The organism is Curtobacterium sp. NPDC087082, from assembly GCF_044745045.1.
GTDB lineage: Bacteria > Actinomycetota > Actinomycetes > Actinomycetales > Microbacteriaceae > Curtobacterium.
Genome location: NZ_JBIUZN010000004.1, coordinates 358702 through 380754 on the forward strand (window position 1 = coordinate 358702; position 22053 = coordinate 380754).

Genomic DNA, 22053 nt, shown 5'->3' on the forward strand with positions numbered 1-22053 from the left:
ACGCCCGTCACACGCTGCGACGGAGCCGGAAACACGACGGGCGAATGGTGGGTGGCGTCAACCGACCACCGATGAAGAAGAGGGGTCCGTCGTGGACCTGGTCCTCCGCAACGCCCGCCTGGTCGACGAGCCGGGCCTCGTCGACGTCGTCGTCGAACACGGCACGATCACCGCGGTCACCGCCGCCGTCGGCACCGTCCCCGGCGACCCGGCCACCCGGGTCGTCGACTGCGCCGGCCGCGTGGTCGTGCCCGGGTTCGTCGAGTCGCACCTGCACGTCGACAAGGCCCTGCTCGACCGGGAACGTCCGAACCCGGACGGGACGCTCGCCGGGGCGATCGCCGTCACCGGGGAGCTCAAGCGCGGGTTCACGCACGGCTCCGTCCGGGACCGCGCGCGCACCCTGCTCGACCAGGCGATCACGAACGGCACGACGTTCGTCCGCGCACACCCCGACGTCGACCCGATCGTCGGGTTGACCGGCGTCGAGGTCCTGCTGGGGCTCCGCGACGAGTACCGCGACGCCCTCGACCTGCAGATCGTCGCGTTCCCGCAGGAGGGCATCGCGAAGGCGCCGGGGACGCTCGCGCTCCTGCGCGAGGCGCTCGGTGCCGGCGCGGACGTGATCGGCGGCTGCACGTACAACGAGCGGACCCTCGCCGAGTGCCACGAGCACGCCGAGACCGTCCTCGACCTCGCCGAGGAGTTCGACGTGCCGGCGGACCTGCACGCCGACTTCGCCGACGACACGAGCGACCCGCGGTTCGCCCTCGCGCGGGTCATCGCCGACGCCGTCGTCCGCCGCGGGATGCAGGGCCGGGTCGCGCTCGGGCACATGACCTCGTCCGCGAGCCTGCCCTCGACCGAGCGGGCCGACCTGTTCGCGCGGCTCGCCGAGGCGGGGGTCGCGGTCGTCCCGCTGCCGGCGACCGACCTGCACCTCGGCGGTCGCGCCGACGACCACGACGTCCGCCGCGGTGTCGTCCCGGTCCGCGACCTCTGGGCCGCGGGCGTCACGAGCGCGTACTCGTCGAACAACGTGCGGAACGCCTTCACCCCGTTCGGCAACGCCGACCTGCTCGACATCGGGCTGCTGCTCGCGCAGGTCGGGCACCTGTCCGGGCCGGAGGACCTCGCCCGCGTCCTCGACATGGCGACGACCTCGGCTGCACGGGTCGTCGGGATCGCCGAGACCTACGGCATCCGTGCCGGTGCCGACGCCGACCTCGTGCTCCTCTCGACCACCGACCCGGCGGGCGTGCTGCTCGACCGTCCGGACCGCGCCCTCGTCGTGAAGCGCGGCCGTGTCGTCGCCGAGACCACCCGCACCACCGTCCTCACCACCGGCACCACCCGATCGAAGGAGCTCAGCAATGCGTGAACGGATCCCGCACGAGATCGTCGCCTCCGTCCTGGCCGGCGCCACCGCGTTCATCGGGGGCACCGCGCTGAGCCTGCCCACCTGGGCGATCTTCATCAGCTGGGCGGGGATGTTCCTGCTCGGGCCGAAGCCCACGCTCCGGAACGCCACCCGGCTCTGGGCGACGATGCCGGTGGGGTCGACGTTCGCCCTCGTCATCGTGCTCGTCGACCAGTGGATCGGCACGCTCCTCGGCGACGGGCAGTTCGCCCGGAACGTGGTGCTCGGCGTCGTGATCCTCGTGTGCAACACCGCGCTGATGTGTACCGGCCGGGTCCGTGCGTTCGCGCTGGTCCCCGGGATGTTCCTCGGGTTCGCGTCCTTCTTCGCGACGTACTTCGGCGGCTTCGGCTTCGCACCGGGCAACGTGTGGGCAGCGTGGGTGTCCGTCGTGGTGATGAACGCCGCCGGCCCCGTCTTCGCGTACCTGTCGCGGAGGTGGACCTTCGCGCGCCCGACGGGACCCGACGACGGTGGGGCCGGCGTCCCGTCGGACGCGACGGCTGCCGTCGGGGGCGAGCCGCGCCTCCAGTCCGACCCCGCACCGACGCGCGCCTAGCGCGTCCTCGCAGCCACGGGGTACCCGCCCCCGGTACGCTCGGTTCCCGTGTCACGAGTCGTCCGCCGCCCCCGTTCCGCCGTCCGGAGGCCGGTGACCATCTCGGTCGTCGCCGTGCTCGTGTTGGCGGTCGGCTACCTCGTGGCCGCAGCGGTCGTGCCGTTCGCCCCGGCGAGCGCCTCGACCACGACGTACTCCGCGCCCACGTCGTCGGTGCCGGACCTGACGTTCCCCGGCTACGGCGCCACCGCGGTCGAGGCCACCGACTTCCCGGAGAGCCTGCGCACGAGCGGCGACACGAAGCCCCGGTCGATCGCGAGCATCTCGAAGGTCGTCACGGCGCTCGTCGTGCTCGACGAGAAGCCGCTGCAGCCGGGGGAGTCCGGCCCGACGATCACCTTCAGCCCCGGGATGCAGGCGCTCTACGCGAAGTACCTCGCGGTGAACGGCGAGGTCGCGCCGATGCCCGCCGGCCTCCAGCTCTCGGAGTACCAGACGCTCCAGGTCATGCTCATGAAGTCGGCGAACAACTACGCCGGGTCGCTGGCGCTCTGGGCCTTCGGGTCGATGGACGCCTACCGCCAGGCAGCGGACGAGTGGCTCGACGAGCACGGACTCGACCACACCACGATCGAGGAGCCGACCGGCCTCGACGCGCACAACACCTCGACGGCCACCGACCTCGTCGAACTCGGGCAGCTCGCCCTCGCGAACCCGGTGGTGAAGGAGGTCGTCGGCACGAAGCAGGTCACGGTGCCCGGCGCCGGCGCGATCGAGAACTCGAACAAGCTCCTCGGACTCGACGGTGTCGAGGGCATCAAGACCGGCACGCTCGACGAGGCCGGCGCCTGCCTGCTCTTCGCGGCGACGTACGAGCGCGGTGGCAAGGACGTCACGGTCGTCGGCGCGATGCTCGGCGGCGTCGACCACGACTCGCTCGACGTCGACGTCCAGCGGCTGCTCCGGTCGGTCGCCGACAACTTCCAGGTCGTCACGCTCGCCCACGCCGGGCAGACCTTCGGCACGTTCTCGACGCCGTGGCAGGACGAGGCGGACGCGGTGTCGCGGTCCGCGGCCGAGGTGCTCGTGTGGGGCCGGACGAAGGTGTCCGCGAGGACGAAGCTCGAGCAGATCACCCTCGGCACGAAGGGGGAGCGCGTCGGCACGGTGCGGTTCACCATCACGGACCACGACCCGGTGACGGTGCCGCTCGTGCTCGAGCGGCCGATCGACGACCCGGGCGTCTGGTGGCGGTGGACGAACCCGTTCCAGGGCGCGTGACGGTGCCGGCCTCCGTGCGGCCGTGGCGGCCGTCCGACGCGCCGGTGCTGCTGGCGGCGTCGGCGGACCCGGAGCTCGCGCGCCAGTTCGGCGGTGTGCGGTTCGACGACGTCGCGGCGGCGGAGGCGTTCATCGGGGCGACGTACCGGTTCGACGGGTACGCCCGGTACTGGGCGATCGTCGCGGACGTCGTGGACGTGGCGGACGGGCGCGCCGGGGCGGGCGGCGCCGGGTCGGACGGCGCCGGGTCGGGCGGCGCCGGGGTGCGCGTCGTCGGCTGCGTCGGGGTGACGGCCATCGAGCACACCCACGGCAACGCCTGGGTCTCGTACTGGCTCACACCGGGGGCCCGCGGCCGGGGCCTGGCGACCCGCGCACTCGCCGCCGCCGCCGAGGACGCCTTCGCCCTCGGCCTGCACCGCCTCGAACTCGGGCACCGCACGAACAACCCGGCGTCGTGCGCGGTCGCGACCCGGGCGGGGTTCCGCGCCGAGGGAGTGGAACGCGAGAAGCTCCGCTACGGCGACGACCGCTTCGACGTCGAGACCCACGCCCGCCTGACGACCGACCCGACACCCGACGCCGTGCCACTGCCCCGCGACCCGGCCAGCCCGCCGCCCCGCGACCCGGCCAGCCCACTGCCCCGCGACCCGGCCAGCCCGCCGCCCCGCGACCCGGCCGACGCGCGCCGCGGCGCCTGAGCCCTCACCGGCCGACGGCGCGCTCGACCATTGCACACGGGACGGTCGCGTCCCACCCCGCGATCCGGGGCATCGCGCCGACCCGGACGGTGTCGCCCGGGTGCGCCGCGCAGTACGACGCTCGGTGCTCGATCTCGGCGGACCACTGCGGCCCGTGCTCCCGGAGCGGCACCGCCCCGGCCCCGGCCACGAACGCGACGAGCGAGGCGGCGACGAGCACCCCGCCCGCTGCCCGCCACGACCACCGTGCGCGGGCGAGGAACACGTCGGCGGCGAGGACCACCGCCGCGGTCAGGAACATCGACGACGCGGCCGCGTACCGCAGGGGCGCCGTGCCTGCCCACGCCGCGGCGGTGAACGAGGACCACGTCGTGCCGGGCGTCCGGTTCACGATGAGCGCCGCGTACCAGACGACGCCGGCGCCGACGCTCACGGCGAGCAGCATCCACCGGGTCCGCCAGTCCGCCAGGACGAGGGCGGCCACCACCGCGACCACGAGGAGCACGGCCGGGACGGTGACGACCCACCAGCCGTGGGCGGAGACGGACGCCCCGACCGCACGCACGTCGGCGTTCCCGCTGCCGCCGACGACCTGGGCGACGAACCCGGCGGTCATGTCCCGGAACGAGGTGATGCCACCCTGGTGCGTGGCGGAACGGGGGTGCGTCAGCGCTGCCGTGACCTGTGCCGCGACACCGAGCACCGCGACCGCTGCGACGGGGATGACCCGACGCTGCCGACGGCCCAGCAGCAGGAGCGGCAGGAACACGGCGGCCTGGATCTCGCTCGTGGTCACGACCGCCACCGCGACGGCGGCCCACGCAGACGACCACCAGCTCCGCGGACGGTGGGCGAGCAGCCACGGCGCCGCGAACAGCAGGTACCAGTGCAGGTTCGCCGCGGTCCCGGCGATCTCGGCGGGCGCCAGCGGGACGAGGGCGGGGACGGCTGCGACGAGCACCCGGAGGGGCCAGGCCCGCACCACACCGCGCGCCAGGACGAAGACGGTGCCGCACACCGCGCCGAGGACCGCGCACGACATCGCCGAGACGGACAGCGCGTACAGGTCGATCCGCCCGAGCGCGACGGCGGCGTCGACCACCAGCCGGGGCAGGACGTGCAGGTAGCCGTCGTAAGGGTGCCACACCGAACGCACCGGACCGAGGGTGAGCCGATCGGTGAGGAAGCGCCCGGAGTCCTCCGCCCAGGCGACGCCGCGGGCCGGGCTCCCGATGCGGACCCACGCGAGCAGGCCGGTGGCGACGGCGACGAGGAGCGCCCAGACCGCCGTGGTCGGGCGTCTCCGCGGGTGGTCCGCCGTCGTCATCGGACCCCCTCGTGCCGTCGTGCCGTCCGTGCTGTGCAGCTGCCGATCGATCCTGGCGTGCGCCGGTGGACGGCACCCGTGACGCAGATGCCGTGACTCTCAGACAGACCGACGAGGACACGGACCGAACGGCTGTGCGCGCCGACCCCCGGCGACGTAGTGTCGGACGGGTGACGACGACGTTCCCCCGGTCCACCCCGTCCGCCCTCGGCATCGACGCCCGTGGCCTCGCCCGGTTCCTCGACGCCCTCGAGTCGACGCCCGACGTCGAACCGCACAGCATCGTGCTGCTCCGCCACGGTCAGGTGGCGGCCCAGGGCTGGTGGCAGCCCTACGCCGAGGACCGCGTCCACCTGCTCTACTCCCTCAGCAAGAGCTTCACCGCCGCCGCCGTCGGGATCGCCGTCCGCGAGGGACTCATCGACCTCGACGCCACCGCTCTCTCGTACTTCCCGGAGCTCGACGCCGAGATCACCGACGAACGCAGCCGCCGCATCCGCGTCCGGCACCTGCTCGCGATGGCGAGCGGCCACCGCGAGGACACCATCGACCGCGCCCGGGAACTCGACCGCATGAACGTCGTGCGCGGCTTCCTGCTCCTGCCGCCGGAAGAGGAACCCGGCGCGCTCTTCACCTACAACCAGCCGTGCACCTACACGCTCGCCGCCATCGTCCGCCGCGTCAGCGGTGGGTCGTTGGTCGACTACCTGCGTCCGCGGCTGCTCGACCCGCTCGGCATCGACGACCTGGCGTGGCGCCGGGACGAGTCCGACGCAGAGCTGGGCTTCAGCGGGTGCTACGCCCCGACCTCGGCGATCGCCGCGCTCGGCCAGCTGTACCTGCAGCGCGGCGTGTGGGCGGGCGAGCGGATCCTCGACGAGGACTGGGTCGCCGCCGCCACGAGCAAGCAGATCGACAACCTCGACGAGGAGAACCCGGACTGGTCGCAGGGCTACGGCTTCCAGTTCTGGATGGCCCGCCACGGCTTCCGCGGCGACGGCGCCTACGGCCAGTTCTGCGTCGTGCTGCCGGAGCAGGACGTCGTCCTCGCGCTCACCGGCCAGAGCCTCGACATGCAGGCCGTCCTCGACGCGGCCTGGCAGCACCTCCTGCCCGCCGTCGACGCTGCGGACCTCGACGCGGCCGCGGATGCGGACCTGGAGGCGCGGCTCGCCTCCCTGGGACTGCCCCCGGTGCAGGGCGGTCGCCTCCCCGACCTCGGCGCCGGTCCGTTCCGCGGTGACGGCATCGACCGGATCGGCTTCACGCGCGACGGCGACCGGTGGCGCGCGGCCCTCGAGGTCGACGGCGGGACGCTCTCGGTACCGGTCGGCGAGGGGGAGTGGGCGGTCGACGGTCCCCTCGCCGCGAGCGGTGCGGTCGTACCGGACGGCACCGTGCTCGTCGACGTCCGGTTCGTGGAGACGCCGCACCTCGCGCACGTGCGCATCGACCTCGCGGCCGGCACCGCCACCGCGTCGTGGGCGACCGAGCCGCTGCACGACGGTCCGCTGACCCTGCGCCGCCCCGCCGACTGATCGAGCGCTACGGGGTGTCGGACTTGTGCTCGACGACGTCCTGCAGCTCGGGTCGCTTCGGGGTCACGCCGTCGCCCGAGGACGTGTGCTTGATCCGCCGGACCACCCACGGCACGAGGTACTCGCGCGCCCAGCCGAGGTCCTCGGCGCGGGCCTCCCGCCACGGACGGGCCTCGAGCGGCTCGGGGTTGAACGGTTCGAGCCCGTGCTCGACGCCGAGCGCGTCCAGCACCGCGGCGGCGACGGTCGCGTGGCCCATCGGGGAGTGGTGCAGCCGGTCGGGAGCCCACATCCTCGGGTCGCGGAGGACCCGGAGCGCCCACATGTTCGCGACGAGGGCGCCGTGCTTCAGCGCGATGGCGTGCAGGTTCTCGTTGTAGATCGCCGTCTTGCCGCGGACCATCCCGAGCACCGGGGTCATGCCGACGTCCGGACCGGTGAAGAGCACCACGGTGGCGCCGTCGCTCCGCAGCCGGGACACCATCGCGTCCACTCGCTCGGCGAGCTCGTCGGGGTCGGAGCCCGGCCGGATGATGTCGTTGCCACCGGCCGACACCGTGACGAGATCGGGACGGAGGGCGAGTGCCGGTTCGACCTGCTCGTCGATGATCTGCTGCAGGAGTCGCCCGCGGATCGCCAGGTTGGCGTAGGCGAAGTCGTCGGACTGGTTGGCCAGGACCTCGGCCACCCGGTCCGCCCAGCCACGGTTCCCGCCGGGGACGGTGGGGTCGGGGTCGCCGATCCCCTCGGTGAACGAGTCACCGATCGCGACGTACCTGGACCACGGATGACGATCTGACACCCCTCGGACCATAGTCTCGTGGCATGACGAAGGCCAACCCCGCGGCGGTGCTGGGCGACGAGCTGCTGGAGCGCATCGCCGCCCGCGCCCCCGGCTACGACGCCGCGAACGCGTTCTGCACCGAGGACCTCGACGAACTCCGGACGGCCGGCTACCTGCGGCTCGGGGTGCCCGTCGAACGCGGCGGTGCCGGGCTCGGGCTCGCCGCGACGACCGCGGTGCAGCGGCGGCTCGCGGAAGCCGCACCGGCGACGGCGCTGGGGCTCGGGATGCACCAGGTCTGGGTGCAGGCGGCGCGCGCCGTCACTGCGCGGGGTGGGTCGTTCCTCCAGGCCGTCACCGACCACGCGGCGGACGACCACCTGCTCGCGTTCGGTGTGAGCGAGCCGGGCAACGACGCCGTCCTCTTCGACTCGCTGACGACGGCGGAGCCGGACGGCGACGGCGGCTACCGCTTCACGGGGACGAAGGTCTTCACCTCGCTGGCCCCGGCGTGGGACGTGCTGAGCGTGTTCGGCAAGGACCGGTCCGGGCCGGAGCCGCGGCTCGTGCACGGTTTCGTGCTGCGGTCCGACGGCGACGTCGAGCACCTCGACGACTGGGACACCCTCGGGATGCGGGCGACGCAGAGTCGCACGACGAAGCTGCACGGCGTGCACGTGCCGGCGGACCGGATCGTGCGGACCCTGCCGGTCGGGCCGAACCAGGACCCGCTCGTGTTCGGCGTCTTCGCGGCGTTCGAGCTGCTCGTGGCGTCGGTGTACGTCGGGATCGCCGCCCGTGCGACGGCCCTCGCGGTGTCGGCGGTGCGGTCGCGCACGGCACCCGACGGGACACCGCGGTCCGCGGACCCGGACGTGCGCCGGGCGATCGCGGACATGCGCGGGACGGTCGACGCGATCGAGCTGCAGGTGACCTCGCTCGCCCGGTCGGTCGACGAGCTCGACGACCTCGGGCCGCGGTGGTTCCCGTTGCTCGTCGGGACGAAGGCCCGGGCGGTCGACGCGGCGCAGCACGTCGTGGACGAGGCGATGCGGGTCGTGGGCGGTGGCGCCTACCGGGCCGGTGGCGAGCTCGCGCGCCTGGCCCGGGACGTCCGGGCGGGCCAGTACCACCCGTCGTCGCGGGACTCGGCGGCGCGGACGATCGCGGCGTCGGTGCTGGGGCCGCTCGCACCGTAGCGTCGCCGCCGCGCGCCCCCAAACTAGTTCGCTTGCGGTACCATTGGCCTCCCCAGCGAACAGGAGGCGGCCGGAGCGTGCCGAGGACCGAGACCACGAACCGGACCGCCCCGCGGCGACGGACCCGCACCCAGCGACTGACGGACCGTGCCCTCGCACTCGACCCCGGGCTCGTGAAGACCGACGGTGCCCTCCGCACGCTCGTCGCCGTCCCGGCCGGCATGGCCGTCGGGTACGCGATCGCGACGGCCTTCGGCCTGCCGGCGATCCTCGGCGTGATGATCGGCGCGATGCCGGCCTTCATCACCTGCCTGGTCATCGTCGACCCGAGCACGGGCCGGACCGCCGCGCGCACCGGGGCGGTCCTCGTGCCGTTCGTCGTCGCACTCGCCGGGAGCATCGCCCTGCAGCCGCTCCGGCTCCTCGAACTCGTCCTCATCGTGGTGCTGCTGTTCGTGCAGTTCGCGGCGGCCTCGTGGGGCGTGTGGGCGGCGGACGCGGCGATCGTCGGGTTCGCCGGGTACCTCTGCGGACTCCTGCTGCCCCTGCCCGAGACGAGCGTCGTCCCGCTCGGGCTCGTCGTCGCGGGCTCCCTCGCCGTGACGATCGTCGTCCGCCTGCTGTTCCGGCCGGATCCGCACCGGGCGCTGCTCCGGACCCGTCGCGGGTTCGTCGCCCGGGGGTCCGACGTGCTCGAGGCCGCCGCCGCGGTCCTGGCCGCCGGAGCCGTCGGCGCTGCCGCGGACGACCAGCGCGCCCGCCGCCGAGCCCTCCGCCGGCTCGGACGCGCTCGTGACCGGTACCACGAGATCGCCCTGACGGTCGACGGCATGCTCGCCGCGAGCGGGGTCGACGCCGACACCACCGCCGAGGAACTGCACCGCCTGGTGTTCGACACGCACTTCGCGATCGACGAGCTCGGCCGCGCGGCCGGGGCGCTGGTCGAGCAGGGCGCGCCGTCGGACGTCCGGCACGCCGCGCTCCGGGCCGTCACGCTCGTCCTCCGGCACGGCGGCAGCCACGGCCAGGAGGCAGCGCACACCCTCCTCGCCCGCTACGGGATCACGGCTTCGGCGGCCGACGACGGATCCCGGACGACCGCGATCGTCCGCCGCATGGCCGCCGAGTTCGCCGACCTGCGGTCCGCCGGACTCCGGTGGCGCGAGCTCCGCGACGAGCTGCCCCGCCACGGCGCCGGCGTGCCCTTCGCCACGCCGGTGATCCTCGCCGGCGGGCGCCCGGCCGGAGCCGTGCCGGTCGTCGCGGACGCCGTCGCCGAGGGGCCGTGGCGCCGCTGGCACCTCACCGCGTCGCTCCGGACCGCCGTCCACGCCGCCATCGCCGTCGCGATCGTCGAACCCCTCGCCCTCCTGCTCGACGGGAGCCGGTTCTACTGGGGCGTCATCGGCGTGATGATCGTCCTCGCCGGCACGAACACCACGCACGAGCGGATCCGGAAGGGCCTCCACCGCGGCGTCGGGACGGTCGTCGGGGGAGCGGTCGGGATCGTCCTCGTGCACCTGCTCGGCACGACGCACCCGTGGGTGACGATCGTGCTCGTGTGCGTCCTGCTCGCCGTCGGCACGTACGGCTTCGGCGGCGTGTACTCGGTCTGGGCCGCGTGCCTCGTCGTCGTCCTCTGCCAGGTGTACGCGTTCTCCGGCACCTTCATGGACTCCCTCATCCCGATGCGGCTCGCCGAGAACCTGCTCGGTGCCGCGGTCGCGGTGCTCGTCAGCGCGGTCGTCCTCCCGATCGCCACCCGTGCCGTCATCCGGCGCGCGGTGCGGCGGCAGCTCGTCGCGGTCCGCGCATTCGTGCTCGCGCTGGTGGGGGTCGAGGACGACGAGGACGACGAGGCGGACGCGGCCGACACGACGGAGGCGGACCGCGCCCGGCGTGACCTGCGCGCCCGGTCGCGCGCGGTCGACGCCGCCACCTACCAACTGGACGCCGTCCTGCGTCCGATGGTCCGCTTCCCGACCGGCGGGCCGGCGCGCGCCGACGCCAGGACGCGCACCTCCCTGCAGGCGGCCGCGACCTTCGCGCGCGAGGCGGCCGGGAGGCTCGGCTCGGCCCCGCAGGACCCGCCAGCGGCCCTGCGCGGTGCGGCCGACCGCCTCGCCGCCTCGATCGCGCAGCTCGCCGACGGCATCGTGGCCGGGCCGCGGTCCGTCACGTCGACGGCGGTCTGGGTCCGGGTCGGCGACCAGCTCGACGAGGCGGTGGCCGCCGCCTCCGGACGGCGGGACGAGCGGGCGATCGCGACGGCCGCGCACGCGCTCGGCCGGATCGACGAGGCGCTCGCGCTGCTCGCCGACCGCCACCACGCGACGGTCGTCGGGGCGATGTCGGTGGGTCCTGGCATCATCGCCGTGTGAGCAAGCAGGACGGACGCAACCGACTGGTGTCCGACGCGCCCGTCGACGACGTGACGGCGAGCGTGCTGCACGTCGACATGGACGCCTTCTTCGCCTCGGTGGAGCTGCTCGACCGGCCGGACCTCCGCGGCCTGCCGGTGATCGTCGGGCACGACTCCGACCGTTCGGTCGTCACGGCCGCCACGTACGAGGCCCGCAAGTACGGCGTGAACTCCGCGATGCCGATGGCCGTCGCCAAGCGCCGGTGCCCCGCGGCGATCATCGTCGAGCCGCACTTCGAGAAGTACCGCGCGAAGTCCGACGCCGTGATGGCCGTCTTCGACCGCTTCACGCCCCGCGTCGAGAAGCTCGGCATCGACGAGGCCTTCCTCGACGTCGCCGGGGCGATCCGGCTGTACGGCACCCCCTGGGAGATCGGTCGGGCGATCCGTGCGGCGGTGTACGCCGAGACGGGCCTGCACTGCTCCGTCGGCGCCGCGTCGACGAAGTTCGTGGCGAAGCTCGCGTCGAGTCGGTCGAAGCCGGACGGCCTGCTCGTCGTGCCGGCTGCCGACACCGTGGCGTTCCTGCACCCGCAGCCCGTGTCGGCGCTGTGGGGGGTCGGTGGCAAGACGCAGGAGACCCTCGAACGACGCGGCATCCGCACCGTGGGGGACCTCGCGACGACGCCACTGGGCTCGCTCGTCTCCGCGCTCGGTCCGGCCGGCGGTCAGCGCCTGCACGACCTCGCGTGGGGCCGCGATCCGCGTGTGGTCGAGAGCGGCGTCGGCGAGAAGTCGATCGGGCACGAGGTCACCTTCGGCCACGACCTCACCGAGCGCGACGACGTCGCCCGGGAACTCCTGCGCCTCGCCGACAAGGTGGCCGTGCGACTCCGACGCGCCGACGTCCAGGCGCGGACGGTGGCGCTCAAGGTCCGCTACACCGACTTCACCACGCTGACCCGGTCCCGCACCCTCGCGGAGCCGACCGACGTCGCCAAGCGCCTGCACCGCGAAGCCGTCGAGCTGTACGACGTGCTGCACCGGCCGGGCAACCGGATCCGGCTCATCGGGGTCCGTGGCGAGAACCTCGTGCCGGCGGCGGCGAGCAACGCGCTCTGGGACGACGACGCGCCGTGGCGCGAGACCGAGACGACGATCGACGCGGTCGCCGCACGCTTCGGCGCCGGCGTGCTCCGACCGGCATCCCTGGTGCGCGGCACGCCCGAGGGGCACGTCCCGCACGCTCGGCAGGACGAAGGGTGACGGTAGAATCTCGTGCAGTGAGCGCAGCCGAGTACACCGATCAGCCAGGGGCGGGGGACCAGCCCGCGGCCCTGTGGGACGACGGCACCGCAGCGCCTGAGCACGCGGTCGTCGCCCACGACGAGGCCGTCGCCGCTGCCGAGGCGGCGGGCAACTCGGCCGTGCAGAACCTGTCGCCGGCCTTCCCGGACCGTGCCGCGTGGGGCACCGCGTCGAAGCTCCGCGCCTGGCAGGTCGAAGCGCTCACCAAGTACTTCGAGACCGAGCCGCGGGACTTCCTCACGGCCGCGACGCCCGGCGCCGGCAAGACCACGTTCGCGCTCCGGCTCGCCACCGAGCTCCTCGCCCGCGGCACCGTCGACCGCATCGTCGTCGTGGCCCCGACGGAGCACCTCAAGCGGCAGTGGGCGGACTCGGCGGACCGCGTCGGCATCCGGATCGACCCGATGTTCAAGAACGGCGACGGCATGTTCGGCCGGCACTACCAGGGCGTGGCGATCACCTACGCCCAGGTCGGCATGAACCCCGAGGTCCACCAGAAGATCACCGCCGGCGGCAAGACGCTCGTGATCCTCGACGAGGTCCACCACGGCGGCGACGCCCTGACCTGGGGCGACGGCATCAGAGAGGCGTTCTCGAAGGCCACCCGTCGCCTGTCCCTCTCCGGCACCCCGTTCCGCTCGGACACCGCGCCGATCCCGTTCGTGCAGTACGCCCCCGACGAGCAGGGCATCCGCACCTCGATCTCCGACTACAACTACGGCTACGGGCGCGCCCTCAAGGACGGCGTCGTCCGCCCGGTGCTCTTCATGGCGTACGCCGGGCAGATGCGCTGGAAGACCCGCATGGGCGACGAGATGTCGGCGTCGCTCGGCGAGCAGGTCACGAAGGACATCACCGCCCAGGCCTGGCGCACGGCGCTCTCACCCGAGGGCGAGTGGATGCCGGCCGTCCTCTCCGCCGCCGACAAGCGCCTGACCGAGGTCCGCCGTGGTGTGCCGGACGCCGGCGGCCTCGTCATCGCCACGGACACCACCACGGCCCGCGCGTACGCCCGCATCCTGCAGCAGATCACGGGGGAGCGGCCGACGGTCGTCCTCTCCGACGAAGCGGCGGGGTCGAGCCGGATCAGCGCCTTCGCCGAGGACACCTCCCGATGGATGGTCGCCGTCCGCATGGTGTCCGAGGGCGTGGACGTGCCGCGGCTGTGCGTCGGCGTGTACGCCACGAGCGCGAGCACCCCGCTCTTCTTCGCCCAGGTCATCGGCCGCTTCGTCCGGGCCCGTCGCCGCGGTGAGACGGCGAGCGTGTTCCTGCCGAGCGTGCCCGGGCTGATGGCGCTGGCGGCCTCCCTCGAGCTCGAGCGCGACCACGCCCTCGACCGCCCGAAGGACGCCGACGACGGGATGTACAACCCCGAGGACGCGATGGTCGCCGAGGCCAACAAGGAGGACCGCGCGTCGGAGAGCCTGCTCGAGGTCCAGCCGTTCGAGGCGCTCGACTCGCAGGCGTCCTTCGACCGTGTCCTCTACGACGGCGGCGAGTTCGGCAGCGGCGGCGAGGTGGGCTCGCTCGAGGAACTCGACTTCATCGGCATCCCGGGGCTGCTCGAACCCGACCAGGTGCGCGACCTGCTCCGTGCACGCCAGGCGACGCAGGCGAAGCGAGCGAAGGGGCGCACCCCGAAGGACGGCATGCCCAAGGCGGCCGCCCCCGCACCCGAGGACCGCCCGATGTACCAGACGATCAAGGAGCAGCGGTCCGAGCTGCACCGGCTCGTCTCGATCTGGTCCCGACACGCGAACGAACCGCACGGGGCCATCCACGCCGAACTCCGCCGCATCAGCGGTGGCCCGGCCGTGGCGCAGGCGAGCATCGAGCAGATCCAGAAGCGCATCGACGTGCTGCGCTCCCGCATCGGCGGCCGCCGGTGAGCACCGCGTGATCGAGACCGTCGACGACCGCACCTGGTACGTCAAGCGCGACGCGGAGTCCTCGCCCGAGGCGATCATCGACCGATTCGGCGGGGGCTACCGGCTCCGTCGGTTCTCGCTCACCGAGTCCCGCCGGACGCCCCACGGGGTGTACACGGGCGTCGAACTCGCCGAGACCGCGTGGTGGCGGCTCCGCGACAGGCCGCGGACCTCATGACATCGCAAGCCGAAGTCGGGTAGACCGGGGGAATGGCAGACTCCATCCCTCACGTCCTCGTCCTCGGCGGCGGCTCCGCTGGCTACACCACCGTCAAGCAGCTCCAGAAGCACGCAGCGACCGTGCCGATGCGCATCACGCTGGTGGACCAGAACACGTACTACACGTACCTGCCGTTCCTGCCCGAGGTCGCCGGTGGCCACATCGCCCCGAAGGACGTGACCTTCGAGCTGCGCCGTGCGCTCCGCAAGACCCGGGTCATCCAGGGCAAGGTCACCGGGATCTCCTCGGCCGACAAGACCGTCTCGATCGCCACGGCCGGCGGCGACGACCGCACGCTCGGTTACGACCAGCTCGTCGTCGCGCTCGGCTCCGTCACGCGCACGTTCCCGACGCCCGGGCTCGAGGAGTACGGCGTCGGCTTCAAGAGCGTCGAAGAGGCCGCCTACGTGCGCGCGAAGCTCCTCGACAACATCGCCAAGGCCGCTGCCACCCGCGACGAGGACGAGCGCCGCAAGCTGCTCACGAGCATCTTCGTCGGCGGCGGGTACACCGGCGTCGAGGCGATCGGCGAACTGTTCGACGTCTCGCAGGCCGCCATCAAGACCTACCCGTCGCTCGCCGGCGAGCACCCCCGCTGGGTCCTCATCGACGCGCTCGACCGCGTCGCGCCCGAGGTCGGTCCGGAGCTGTCCAAGTGGACCCTCGAGTCGCTGCGAGCCCGCGGCATCGACGTCCGCCTGAAGACGACCATGCCGAGCTGCGAGGGCGGCGTCGTGAAGCTCTCCGACGGCGACGAGTTCGCCACCGGCCTCCTCGTCTGGACGGCCGGCGTGAAGCCGAACCCGCTCCTCGACGCGTCCGACCTGCCGCGCGGCCCGAAGGGTCACCTCGCCGCGAACGCGAAGCTGCAGGTCGAGAGCGAGGACACCCACGAGGTCGTCCCCGGCGTCTGGGGCCTCGGCGACGTCGCGCAGGTGCCCGACCTGACGGCCGAGAAGCAGCCGGCGTACTACCCGCCGAACGCGCAGAACGCCGTCCGCCAGGCCGTCGTGGCCGCGGACAACGTGGTCGCGACGATCACGGGCAAGCCGCTTGAGGAGTACCGCCACCCGTCCATCGGCACCGTCGCGTCGTACGGTGTCGCGAAGGGCGCGGCGAACATCAAGGGCATCAAGATGACGAACCTCCTCGCGTGGCTCGCGCACCGCGCCTACCACGTGTACGCGATGCCGACGCTCAACCGCAAGGTGCGCATCGTGATCGGGTGGGTCACCGGGGCCGTGTCGGGTCGCGACGCGACGTCCCTCATCAAGGAGACCGACCCGCGCCGCACGTTCGTCGAGGCGTCGAAGTCCTAGACGCGCGTTCCTGTCGGACGGGAGGCGCGGTGCCGGCTGGCACCGCGCCTCCCGTCCGTCGTCCGGTCGCGCCGACGCGCGTGGTGCGGCAGACTGACTCCCTCGGTGCCGCCGCACGGAGGTCCTGGAAGACACCGCACGTGACCACCACCATCTCCTGCCCCCGCTGCCGAGCCGTTCGCCGCGCCACCGGGGTGCACCGCTGCCCCGGACCGGACGACCCCGCCCGAGCGCTGGGCGTAGGCACCAGCGTCGCCGCGGTCCTGGACGTGCTCGCCGGTGGCGGCCGACCGTTCCTCGTCGGCGGCGTGGTCCGCGACGCGCTGTTCCGTGCGTCCGGGCGCGCGCTCCCCGTCGCCGACGACCACGACGTCGACGTCGAGGTGCACGGCACGGACACCGCCTCGGTCGTCGACGCGCTGCGCGCGGCGGGAGCCGTCGTCGTCACCACGGGGGCGCGCTTCGAGGTCCTCAAGGTCGTGGTCGAGGGCGTGCACGTCGACGTCGCGGTCGTGCCGGGGAACGCCGACGACGACGGGCTCGCCGCGTCCCCCGTCCGTCGCGACTTCACGGTCAACGCGGTCGCGTGGGACCCGGCGACGAACGAGTACGTCGATGCGGTCGGTGGGATCGACGACGCTGCCCGGGGTGTGCTCCGACACACCTCGGACCGGTTCGGGGACGATCCGCTGCGGGTGCTGCGCGCCGTGCAGCTCGTGGCGCGCTTCGACCTCGTGCTCGACCCGTCGACGGTCGACGTCGCCCGGTCGCTGGTGGACGCGTTCCCGTCCGTGGCCGCGGAGCGGGTCTGGCCGGAGATCCGGAAGGCGGCGCGGGGCGACCACCAGTCGCGGGCGCTCCAGGTGCTGCACGACACCGGGTGGGAGCGGCACCTCCCGGAGCTCGCCGCGGTGCGCGACGTGCCGCAGGACCCGCGGTGGCACCCCGAGGGCCCCGTGCACGTGCACCTGGGGCTCGCGGCGGACGCTGCTGCCGCTGCCTGCACCGCCGACGGCGTCACCGGTGAGGACCGCACCGTCGTGGTGCTCGGCGCGCTCCTGCACGACCTCGGCAAGGCGGGCGACGGGACGCAGCGGGAGCGGGACGACGACGGCACGGTCCGGGTCCGCAGCCTCGGGCACGAGGTCTCGGGCGCGCATGCGGCGCGGGACCTGCTGCGGCGGATCGGCGCGCCGCGCACCCTCTCCGAGCGCATCGCCACGATCGTGCGTGAGCACATGGTGGTGCACTCGACCGACGGTGCGGCGCCGTCGGTGCCGGCAGCGCGCCGACTGCTCCGTCGTCTCGGCGGGTCGATGGCGACCGCCGAGTGCTGGGCCCGGGTGTGCGAGGCGGACTCGCAGGGGCGCGGCTCGGCGTCGGGGCCGTCACCGGCGTGGGCGTGGCTCGCGGTCATGCGTGCGGACGAGGCCGCGGGACCCCGGGTGCGCCTCGTGACCGGGCGGGACCTCGTCGCGGCGGGGCTCGCGCCGGGGCCGCGGTTCCGGGAGGTCCTGGACGCCGCGGCCGAGGCGCAGGACGAGGGGCGCTTCGAGGACGCGGCGGGTGCCCGCGACTGGCTGCGCCGTGCCCTGGAGCCGCGCTCCTGACGGCCGGTCGGTGCGGGCCGGGCCGGCGCCGCGCCTCCTGGCTCGTGGGGCCGGTGGCGGTCGACTCGGCGCGACGACGTCGATGTCGTGCGACACCGACGATGTCGCACGCCCGCGCCCGCAACCGTTGCACGCGCGCCCCAGCGACACCCCCGATGTCGCACGACACCGACGATGTCGCACGCCTGCGCTCGCAACTGTTGCACGCGCGCCCCAGCGACATCCCCGACGTCGCACGACACCGACGATGTCGCACGCCTGCGCTCGCAACTGTTGCACGCGCGCCCCAGCGACATCCCCGATGTCGCACGCCCGCGCCCGCGCCCGCGCCCGCACCCACCTACCGGACGCACCCGCCGTGAGCGCAGCGAACTGGCGCCCGCACCCCGCCGTGAGCGCAGCGAACCGGCGCGTTCGAGGCGGTGACGCCCCGAGCGAAGCGACGGCGGCACTCGCCGGGAAGGCACGAACAGGAAATGCCCCCGGGCCGAAAGGCCAGGGGGCATCCCATTTCCTGTGTCCGAGGGGGGACTTGAACCCCCACGCCCTAATACGGGCACTAGCACCTCAAGCTAGCGCGTCTACCATTTCCGCCACCCGGACAGGTGTTTCTTCACTTGTCGGCCGTCGTTCCGGGCTGTTTCCCCGGCGTTCCTGCCGAGAGAAGACACTAGCACGGGTCTGAACGCCCGATGAACACAGCGGCGCATCCCGGGCGCGTCCTACTGTGACGTCCGACGCCGGGGCCGTCGGCGCGGACCGGTAGCGTTGGGCCATGACGAACCCGGAGGCCACGCTGACCGACCTCGAGGCCACCGCGGCGATCGCCCGTGACCTCATCCGCATCGACACGACGAACTGGGGCGAGGGGAAGTCCCGCGGCGAGACCGAGGCGGCGCACTACGTCGAGGCGAAGCTCCGTGCGCTCGGGCTCGAGCCGCAGCTGTTCGAGTCCGAACCCGACCGGGTGAGCGTCGTGGCGCGGGTGCCCGGACGCAACCGCGACAAGTCCGCGCTGGTCGTGCACGGTCACCTCGACGTGGTGCCGGCGGACCCGGCGAACTGGTCGGTCGACCCGTTCGGCGGCGAGGTCCGGGACGGCATGCTCTGGGGTCGCGGCGCGGTCGACATGAAGAACATGGACGCGATGATGCTCACGTCGCTGTCGGACGTCATCGAGCAGCAGGGAGCGCCGGAGCGCGACCTCGTGATCGCGTACTTCGCCGACGAGGAGGCCGGGGGAGTCCTCGGCTCGCACCACGTCGTCGAGAACCACCCCGAGGTGTTCCGGGGTGCGAGCGCGGCGATCAGCGAGGTCGGCGGCTACTCGATCACCCTCGGCGACCGTCGTGCGTACCTGCTGCAGACGGGCGAGAAGGCCCTGATGTGGATCAAGCTCGTCGCGACCGGCACCGCGGCGCACGGGTCGCACGTCATCCACGACAACGCGGTGACGAAGCTCGCCGCGGCGGTCGCCCGGATCGGCAGCGAGGAGTGGCCGGTGCGGCTGTCGGCGACGACCGACGCGATGGTGGCCGAGGTCGCACGGTTCCTCGGGGTGGACCCGACGGTGACCGGCCCGGACGAAGTGGCGCTGGCCACGGGGTCGGCGTCGCGGTTCATCCACGCGGCCCTGCACACGACGACGAACCCGACGGTGCTCACCGCCGGGTACAAGCACAACGTGATCCCCGACCACGCCGAGGCACTGGTGGACATCCGGTGCCTCCCCGGCGACGAGGAGACGGTGCTGGCGCGTGTCCGGGAGCTCGCGGGCGACGACGTCGAGGTCGTGATGTCCTTCCGCGACATCGGGCTCGAGCAAGACTTCGGCGGCCCCCTGGTCGACGCCGTGCGCGACGTCCTCGGCCGGCACGACCCGGGTGCTCCGGTGCTGCCGTACCTGCTCTCGGGCGGGACGGACAACAAGGCGCTGTCGACGCTGGGGATCGCGGGCTACGGGTTCGTGCCGCTGCAGCTGCCGGCGGGCGTGGACTTCCCGGCGATGTTCCACGGCGTGGACGAACGTGTGCCGCTCGACTCGCTGGCCTTCGGGCGGCGGGTCCTCGGAGACCTCCTCGCCACGTACTGATATTGTGCATGGTCGCCGGTCCGGCGGTGTCCTGAACCGACTCTCCCCGAAAGGCCCGAGCCGTGCACATCCTCGAGGCGATCTTCCTCGGCTTCGTCCAGGGGCTCACCGAGTTCCTCCCGGTGTCGTCCAGCGCCCACCTCCGCATCGTCGGGCTGTTCCTGCCGGACGCGCAGGACCCGGGCGCGGCGTTCACCGCGGTGACGCAGCTCGGCACCGAGACCGCCGTGCTGATCTACTTCTGGCGCGACATCACCCGGATCGTCGGCCGGTGGTTCCGGTCGCTGTCGGGGAAGACCGTGCCCCGGAACGACCCGGACGCCCGACTCGGGTGGCTCGTGATCCTCGGGACCATCCCGATCGGCATCGCCGGCCTGCTGCTCAAGGACTCGATCGAGACGACGTTCCGGTCGCTGTGGATCGTCGCGATCGTCCTCATCGTGTTCGGCATCGTGCTCGGCGTGCTCGACGTCGTCGGCAAGAAGGTCCGGCGCATCGAGCACATGACGTTCGGCGGCGGGATCCTGATCGGCCTCGCCCAGATGCTCGCCCTCGTCCCCGGCGTCTCGCGTTCCGGCGCGACCGTGTCGATGGGGCTCGCGCTCGGCTACACCCGCCCGGCGGCCGCCCGGTTCGCGTTCCTGCTCGCCGTGCCCGCCGTGTTCCTCTCCGGCCTGTACGAGGCCGCCACGAGCCTCGGTGACACCGGCGCACCGTTCGGCGTGGTCGACACGCTCATCGCCACGGTGGTCGCCTTCGTCGTCGGCTTCGTCGTGATCGCGGCGTTCATGAACTACATCAGCAAGCGCAGCTTCATGCCGTTCGTCGTCTACCGGATCGCACTCGGTATCGTTCTCATCGTGTTGTTGTCGCTCGGAGTGATCCAGCCGTGAGGGCCTGGCAGGTCCCGTCCGTCCCCGATGTCCCGGGCACCGCGCCCCGCCCGGTCGTGCACGACACGGCGACCGGCAAGCCCGTCGACCCGACCGGTGGCGAGGAGCGTGCGGCGCTCTACGTGTGCGGCATCACCCCGTACGACGCCACCCACCTCGGCCACGCCGCGACCTACCTCTCGTTCGACACGCTCGGTCGTGTCTGGCGGGACGCCGGGTTCGAGGTCGAGTACGCGCAGAACACCACGGACGTCGACGACCCGCTCCTCGAACGGGCGGCGCGGGACGGCGTCGACTGGCGCGAGCTCGCGGCCTCGCAGATCGACCTGTTCCGGTGCGACATGGAGGCGCTGCGGGTCCTGCCGCCGGACGACTTCGTGGCGGTGACGGACGAGGTCGAACGCATCGCCGAGGCCGTGGCGTTCCTGCAGGAGACCGGCTACGCCTACGCGGTGCCGACGCCGGAGTCCGCGGGCGACGACCTCTACTTCGACGTGAACCGCCCGACCGAGGCCTGGTCGCTCGGGGACGAGAGCGGCCTCGACCGCGAGACCATGCTCGCGCTGTCGGCCGAGCGTGGCGGCGACCCCGACCGTGCGGGCAAGCGCGACCCGCTCGACCCGCTGCTCTGGCGCGCCGCACGAGCGGGCGAGCCGAGCTGGGACTCCGCCGTCGGCCCCGGGCGCCCCGGGTGGCACATCGAGTGCAGCGTCATCGCCGGCGACCGCCTCGGCCTGCCGATCAGCGTCCAGGGCGGCGGCAGCGACCTCGTCTTCCCGCACCACGAGATGAGCGCCGGGCACGCCGCAGCGCTCGCGCACCAGCCGCTCGCGCAGGCGTTCGTGCACACCGGGATGATCGCCTACCAGGGCGAGAAGATCTCGAAGTCGCTCGGCAACCTCGTCACGGTCCGTGGGCTGCTCGACGACGGCGCCGACCCGCGTGCGATCCGCCTCGCGCTGCTGTCGCACAAGTACTCCGACGACTGGGAGTGGTTCGACACCGAGCTCACCAGCGCCACGACGCGCCTGGCCACGTGGGACGCCTGGGCCTCCGGGAGCGACGCCGGACACGCCGACGACGCGGCCGAGGTCATCGCCCGGGTCCGCGCCCGTGTCGCGGACGACCTCGACACGCCGGGCGCCGTCGCCGCGGTCGACACGGCGATCGCGGGCGGGACGGCGGTCACGCCGGACCTCGTGGACCTGGTCGACGCCCTGCTCGGCATCCGCCTCGGCTGACGCGACCGGCCGCCCCCGTTCGTCGAGCGGGCAGGACATGCCGCTCAGGTTCGCCGAGAGGGCGGAATCGCCCGACTCCAGGCGCCGAGCGTGACCGAAAGTGCCCGCTCGCGCGGACGGGACGGGACGGGACGGGACGCGACCAGACGACGGACGGGAGGCGGGGGGGCCCCCGGGCCCCCCCCCCCCCGCCCGGCGGGGGGGGGGGGGGGCGGGGGCCGGGGGGGGGGGGGGGGCCCCCCCCCCCCCGGGGGCCCGGCCGCCGGGG

At 73.4% G+C, this 22053-nt stretch carries 17 protein-coding genes and 1 tRNA gene; 15 read left to right on the forward strand and 3 right to left on the reverse strand.

Going from position 1 to position 22053, the window contains the following annotated elements; all coding sequences use genetic code 11:
- The first annotated feature begins 91 nt into the window (after positions 1-91).
- Genes ACIPEP_RS12960 through ACIPEP_RS12975 form a run of 4 tightly spaced genes read left to right on the forward strand, consistent with a single transcriptional unit; the run spans position 92 to position 3961 of the window.
- Entirely contained in the window at positions 92-1381 is a 1290-nt protein-coding gene (locus tag ACIPEP_RS12960; protein ID WP_402717474.1) for an amidohydrolase family protein, read from the forward strand.
- Entirely contained in the window at positions 1374-1979 is a 606-nt protein-coding gene (locus ACIPEP_RS12965; RefSeq protein WP_402717475.1) for a DUF1097 domain-containing protein, read from the forward strand. The genes ACIPEP_RS12960 and ACIPEP_RS12965 overlap by 8 nt, the downstream gene beginning before the upstream one ends.
- A 48-nt stretch (positions 1980-2027) precedes the next feature.
- On the forward strand, positions 2028-3260 hold the full coding sequence (locus ACIPEP_RS12970) for a D-alanyl-D-alanine carboxypeptidase family protein (RefSeq protein WP_402717476.1): 1233 nt from the start codon (positions 2028-2030) through the stop codon (positions 3258-3260).
- Positions 3261-3262: 2 nt separating this feature from the next.
- The gene (locus ACIPEP_RS12975; RefSeq protein ID WP_402717477.1) at positions 3263-3961 is read left to right on the forward strand and encodes a GNAT family N-acetyltransferase; all 699 of its coding nucleotides are present in this window, start codon (positions 3263-3265) and stop codon (positions 3959-3961) included.
- 4 nt (positions 3962-3965) lie between these two features.
- Here ACIPEP_RS12975 and ACIPEP_RS12980 read toward each other — a convergent pair whose 3' ends face one another.
- Positions 3966-5288 carry a hypothetical protein gene (locus ACIPEP_RS12980; RefSeq protein WP_402717478.1) on the reverse strand — a complete coding sequence of 441 codons (1323 nt, stop codon included), beginning with the start codon at positions 5286-5288 and terminating at the stop codon, positions 3966-3968.
- Positions 5289-5458: 170 nt separating this feature from the next.
- On the opposite strand from ACIPEP_RS12980, the gene ACIPEP_RS12985 reads away from it, so the two are divergent.
- Entirely contained in the window at positions 5459-6826 is a 1368-nt protein-coding gene (locus ACIPEP_RS12985; protein WP_402717479.1) for a serine hydrolase domain-containing protein, read from the forward strand.
- Between the two features lie 7 nt (positions 6827-6833).
- Here ACIPEP_RS12985 and ACIPEP_RS12990 read toward each other — a convergent pair whose 3' ends face one another.
- Positions 6834-7628, reverse strand: coding sequence for an SGNH/GDSL hydrolase family protein (locus tag ACIPEP_RS12990; RefSeq protein WP_402717480.1), 795 nt, complete (start codon positions 7626-7628; stop codon positions 6834-6836).
- Positions 7629-7651: 23 nt separating this feature from the next.
- On the opposite strand from ACIPEP_RS12990, the gene ACIPEP_RS12995 reads away from it, so the two are divergent.
- From ACIPEP_RS12995 to ACIPEP_RS13025, 7 genes are all read left to right on the forward strand, one after another.
- Positions 7652-8809, forward strand: a complete 1158-nt coding sequence (locus tag ACIPEP_RS12995; protein ID WP_402717481.1) for an acyl-CoA dehydrogenase family protein — start codon at positions 7652-7654, stop codon at positions 8807-8809.
- 77 nt (positions 8810-8886) lie between these two features.
- Entirely contained in the window at positions 8887-11190 is a 2304-nt protein-coding gene (locus ACIPEP_RS13000) for an FUSC family protein (RefSeq protein WP_402717482.1), read from the forward strand.
- Positions 11187-12437, forward strand: a complete 1251-nt coding sequence (gene dinB / locus ACIPEP_RS13005; protein WP_071296323.1) for a DNA polymerase IV — start codon at positions 11187-11189, stop codon at positions 12435-12437. The genes ACIPEP_RS13000 and dinB overlap by 4 nt, the downstream gene beginning before the upstream one ends.
- Positions 12438-12454: 17 nt before the next feature.
- A complete protein-coding gene (locus ACIPEP_RS13010) occupies positions 12455-14371 on the forward strand; it encodes a DEAD/DEAH box helicase (RefSeq protein ID WP_374115176.1) in 1917 nt (638 codons plus the stop codon).
- 7 nt (positions 14372-14378) lie between these two features.
- The gene (locus ACIPEP_RS13015) at positions 14379-14588 is read left to right on the forward strand and encodes a hypothetical protein (RefSeq protein WP_071296324.1); all 210 of its coding nucleotides are present in this window, start codon (positions 14379-14381) and stop codon (positions 14586-14588) included.
- 32 nt (positions 14589-14620) lie between these two features.
- Entirely contained in the window at positions 14621-15949 is a 1329-nt protein-coding gene (locus ACIPEP_RS13020; protein WP_071296325.1) for an NAD(P)/FAD-dependent oxidoreductase, read from the forward strand.
- A 140-nt stretch (positions 15950-16089) separates the two neighbouring features.
- Positions 16090-17559 carry an HD domain-containing protein gene (locus ACIPEP_RS13025; protein ID WP_402717483.1) on the forward strand — a complete coding sequence of 490 codons (1470 nt, stop codon included), beginning with the start codon at positions 16090-16092 and terminating at the stop codon, positions 17557-17559.
- Between the two features lie 517 nt (positions 17560-18076).
- Here ACIPEP_RS13025 and ACIPEP_RS13030 read toward each other — a convergent pair.
- Positions 18077-18162 (reverse strand) — tRNA-Leu (locus tag ACIPEP_RS13030).
- A gap of 172 nt (positions 18163-18334) precedes the next feature.
- Here ACIPEP_RS13030 and ACIPEP_RS13035 point away from each other — a divergent pair.
- The 3 genes from ACIPEP_RS13035 to mshC all read left to right on the forward strand — a co-directional run bounded on the left by ACIPEP_RS13035 (position 18335) and on the right by mshC (position 21785).
- Positions 18335-19651: a M20/M25/M40 family metallo-hydrolase gene (locus tag ACIPEP_RS13035; RefSeq protein WP_092387087.1), complete on the forward strand. Its 1317-nt coding sequence runs from the start codon at positions 18335-18337 to the stop codon at positions 19649-19651.
- 62 nt (positions 19652-19713) lie between these two features.
- Positions 19714-20544, forward strand: a complete 831-nt coding sequence (locus ACIPEP_RS13040; protein WP_070419014.1) for an undecaprenyl-diphosphate phosphatase — start codon at positions 19714-19716, stop codon at positions 20542-20544.
- Complete coding sequence (gene mshC, locus ACIPEP_RS13045) at positions 20541-21785, forward strand: cysteine--1-D-myo-inosityl 2-amino-2-deoxy-alpha-D-glucopyranoside ligase (protein WP_402717484.1); 1245 nt, start codon at positions 20541-20543, stop codon at positions 21783-21785. The genes ACIPEP_RS13040 and mshC overlap by 4 nt, the downstream gene beginning before the upstream one ends.
- Positions 21786-22053: the final 268 nt, after the last annotated feature.

What these genes read in the sequence shown, in the direction of transcription:
- ACIPEP_RS12995 (WP_402717481.1), top strand. Translation starts at nt 7,652, where the DNA reads ATGACGAAGGCCAACCCCGCGGCGGTGCTGGGCGACGAGCTGCTGGAG.
- ACIPEP_RS13020 (WP_071296325.1), top strand. Translation starts at nt 14,621, where the DNA reads ATGGCAGACTCCATCCCTCACGTCCTCGTCCTCGGCGGCGGCTCCGCT.
- ACIPEP_RS12980 (WP_402717478.1), bottom strand. Translation starts at nt 5,288, where the DNA reads ATGACGACGGCGGACCACCCGCGGAGACGCCCGACCACGGCGGTCTGG.
- ACIPEP_RS13035 (WP_092387087.1), top strand. Translation starts at nt 18,335, where the DNA reads ATGACGAACCCGGAGGCCACGCTGACCGACCTCGAGGCCACCGCGGCG.
- ACIPEP_RS12965 (WP_402717475.1), top strand. Translation starts at nt 1,374, where the DNA reads ATGCGTGAACGGATCCCGCACGAGATCGTCGCCTCCGTCCTGGCCGGC.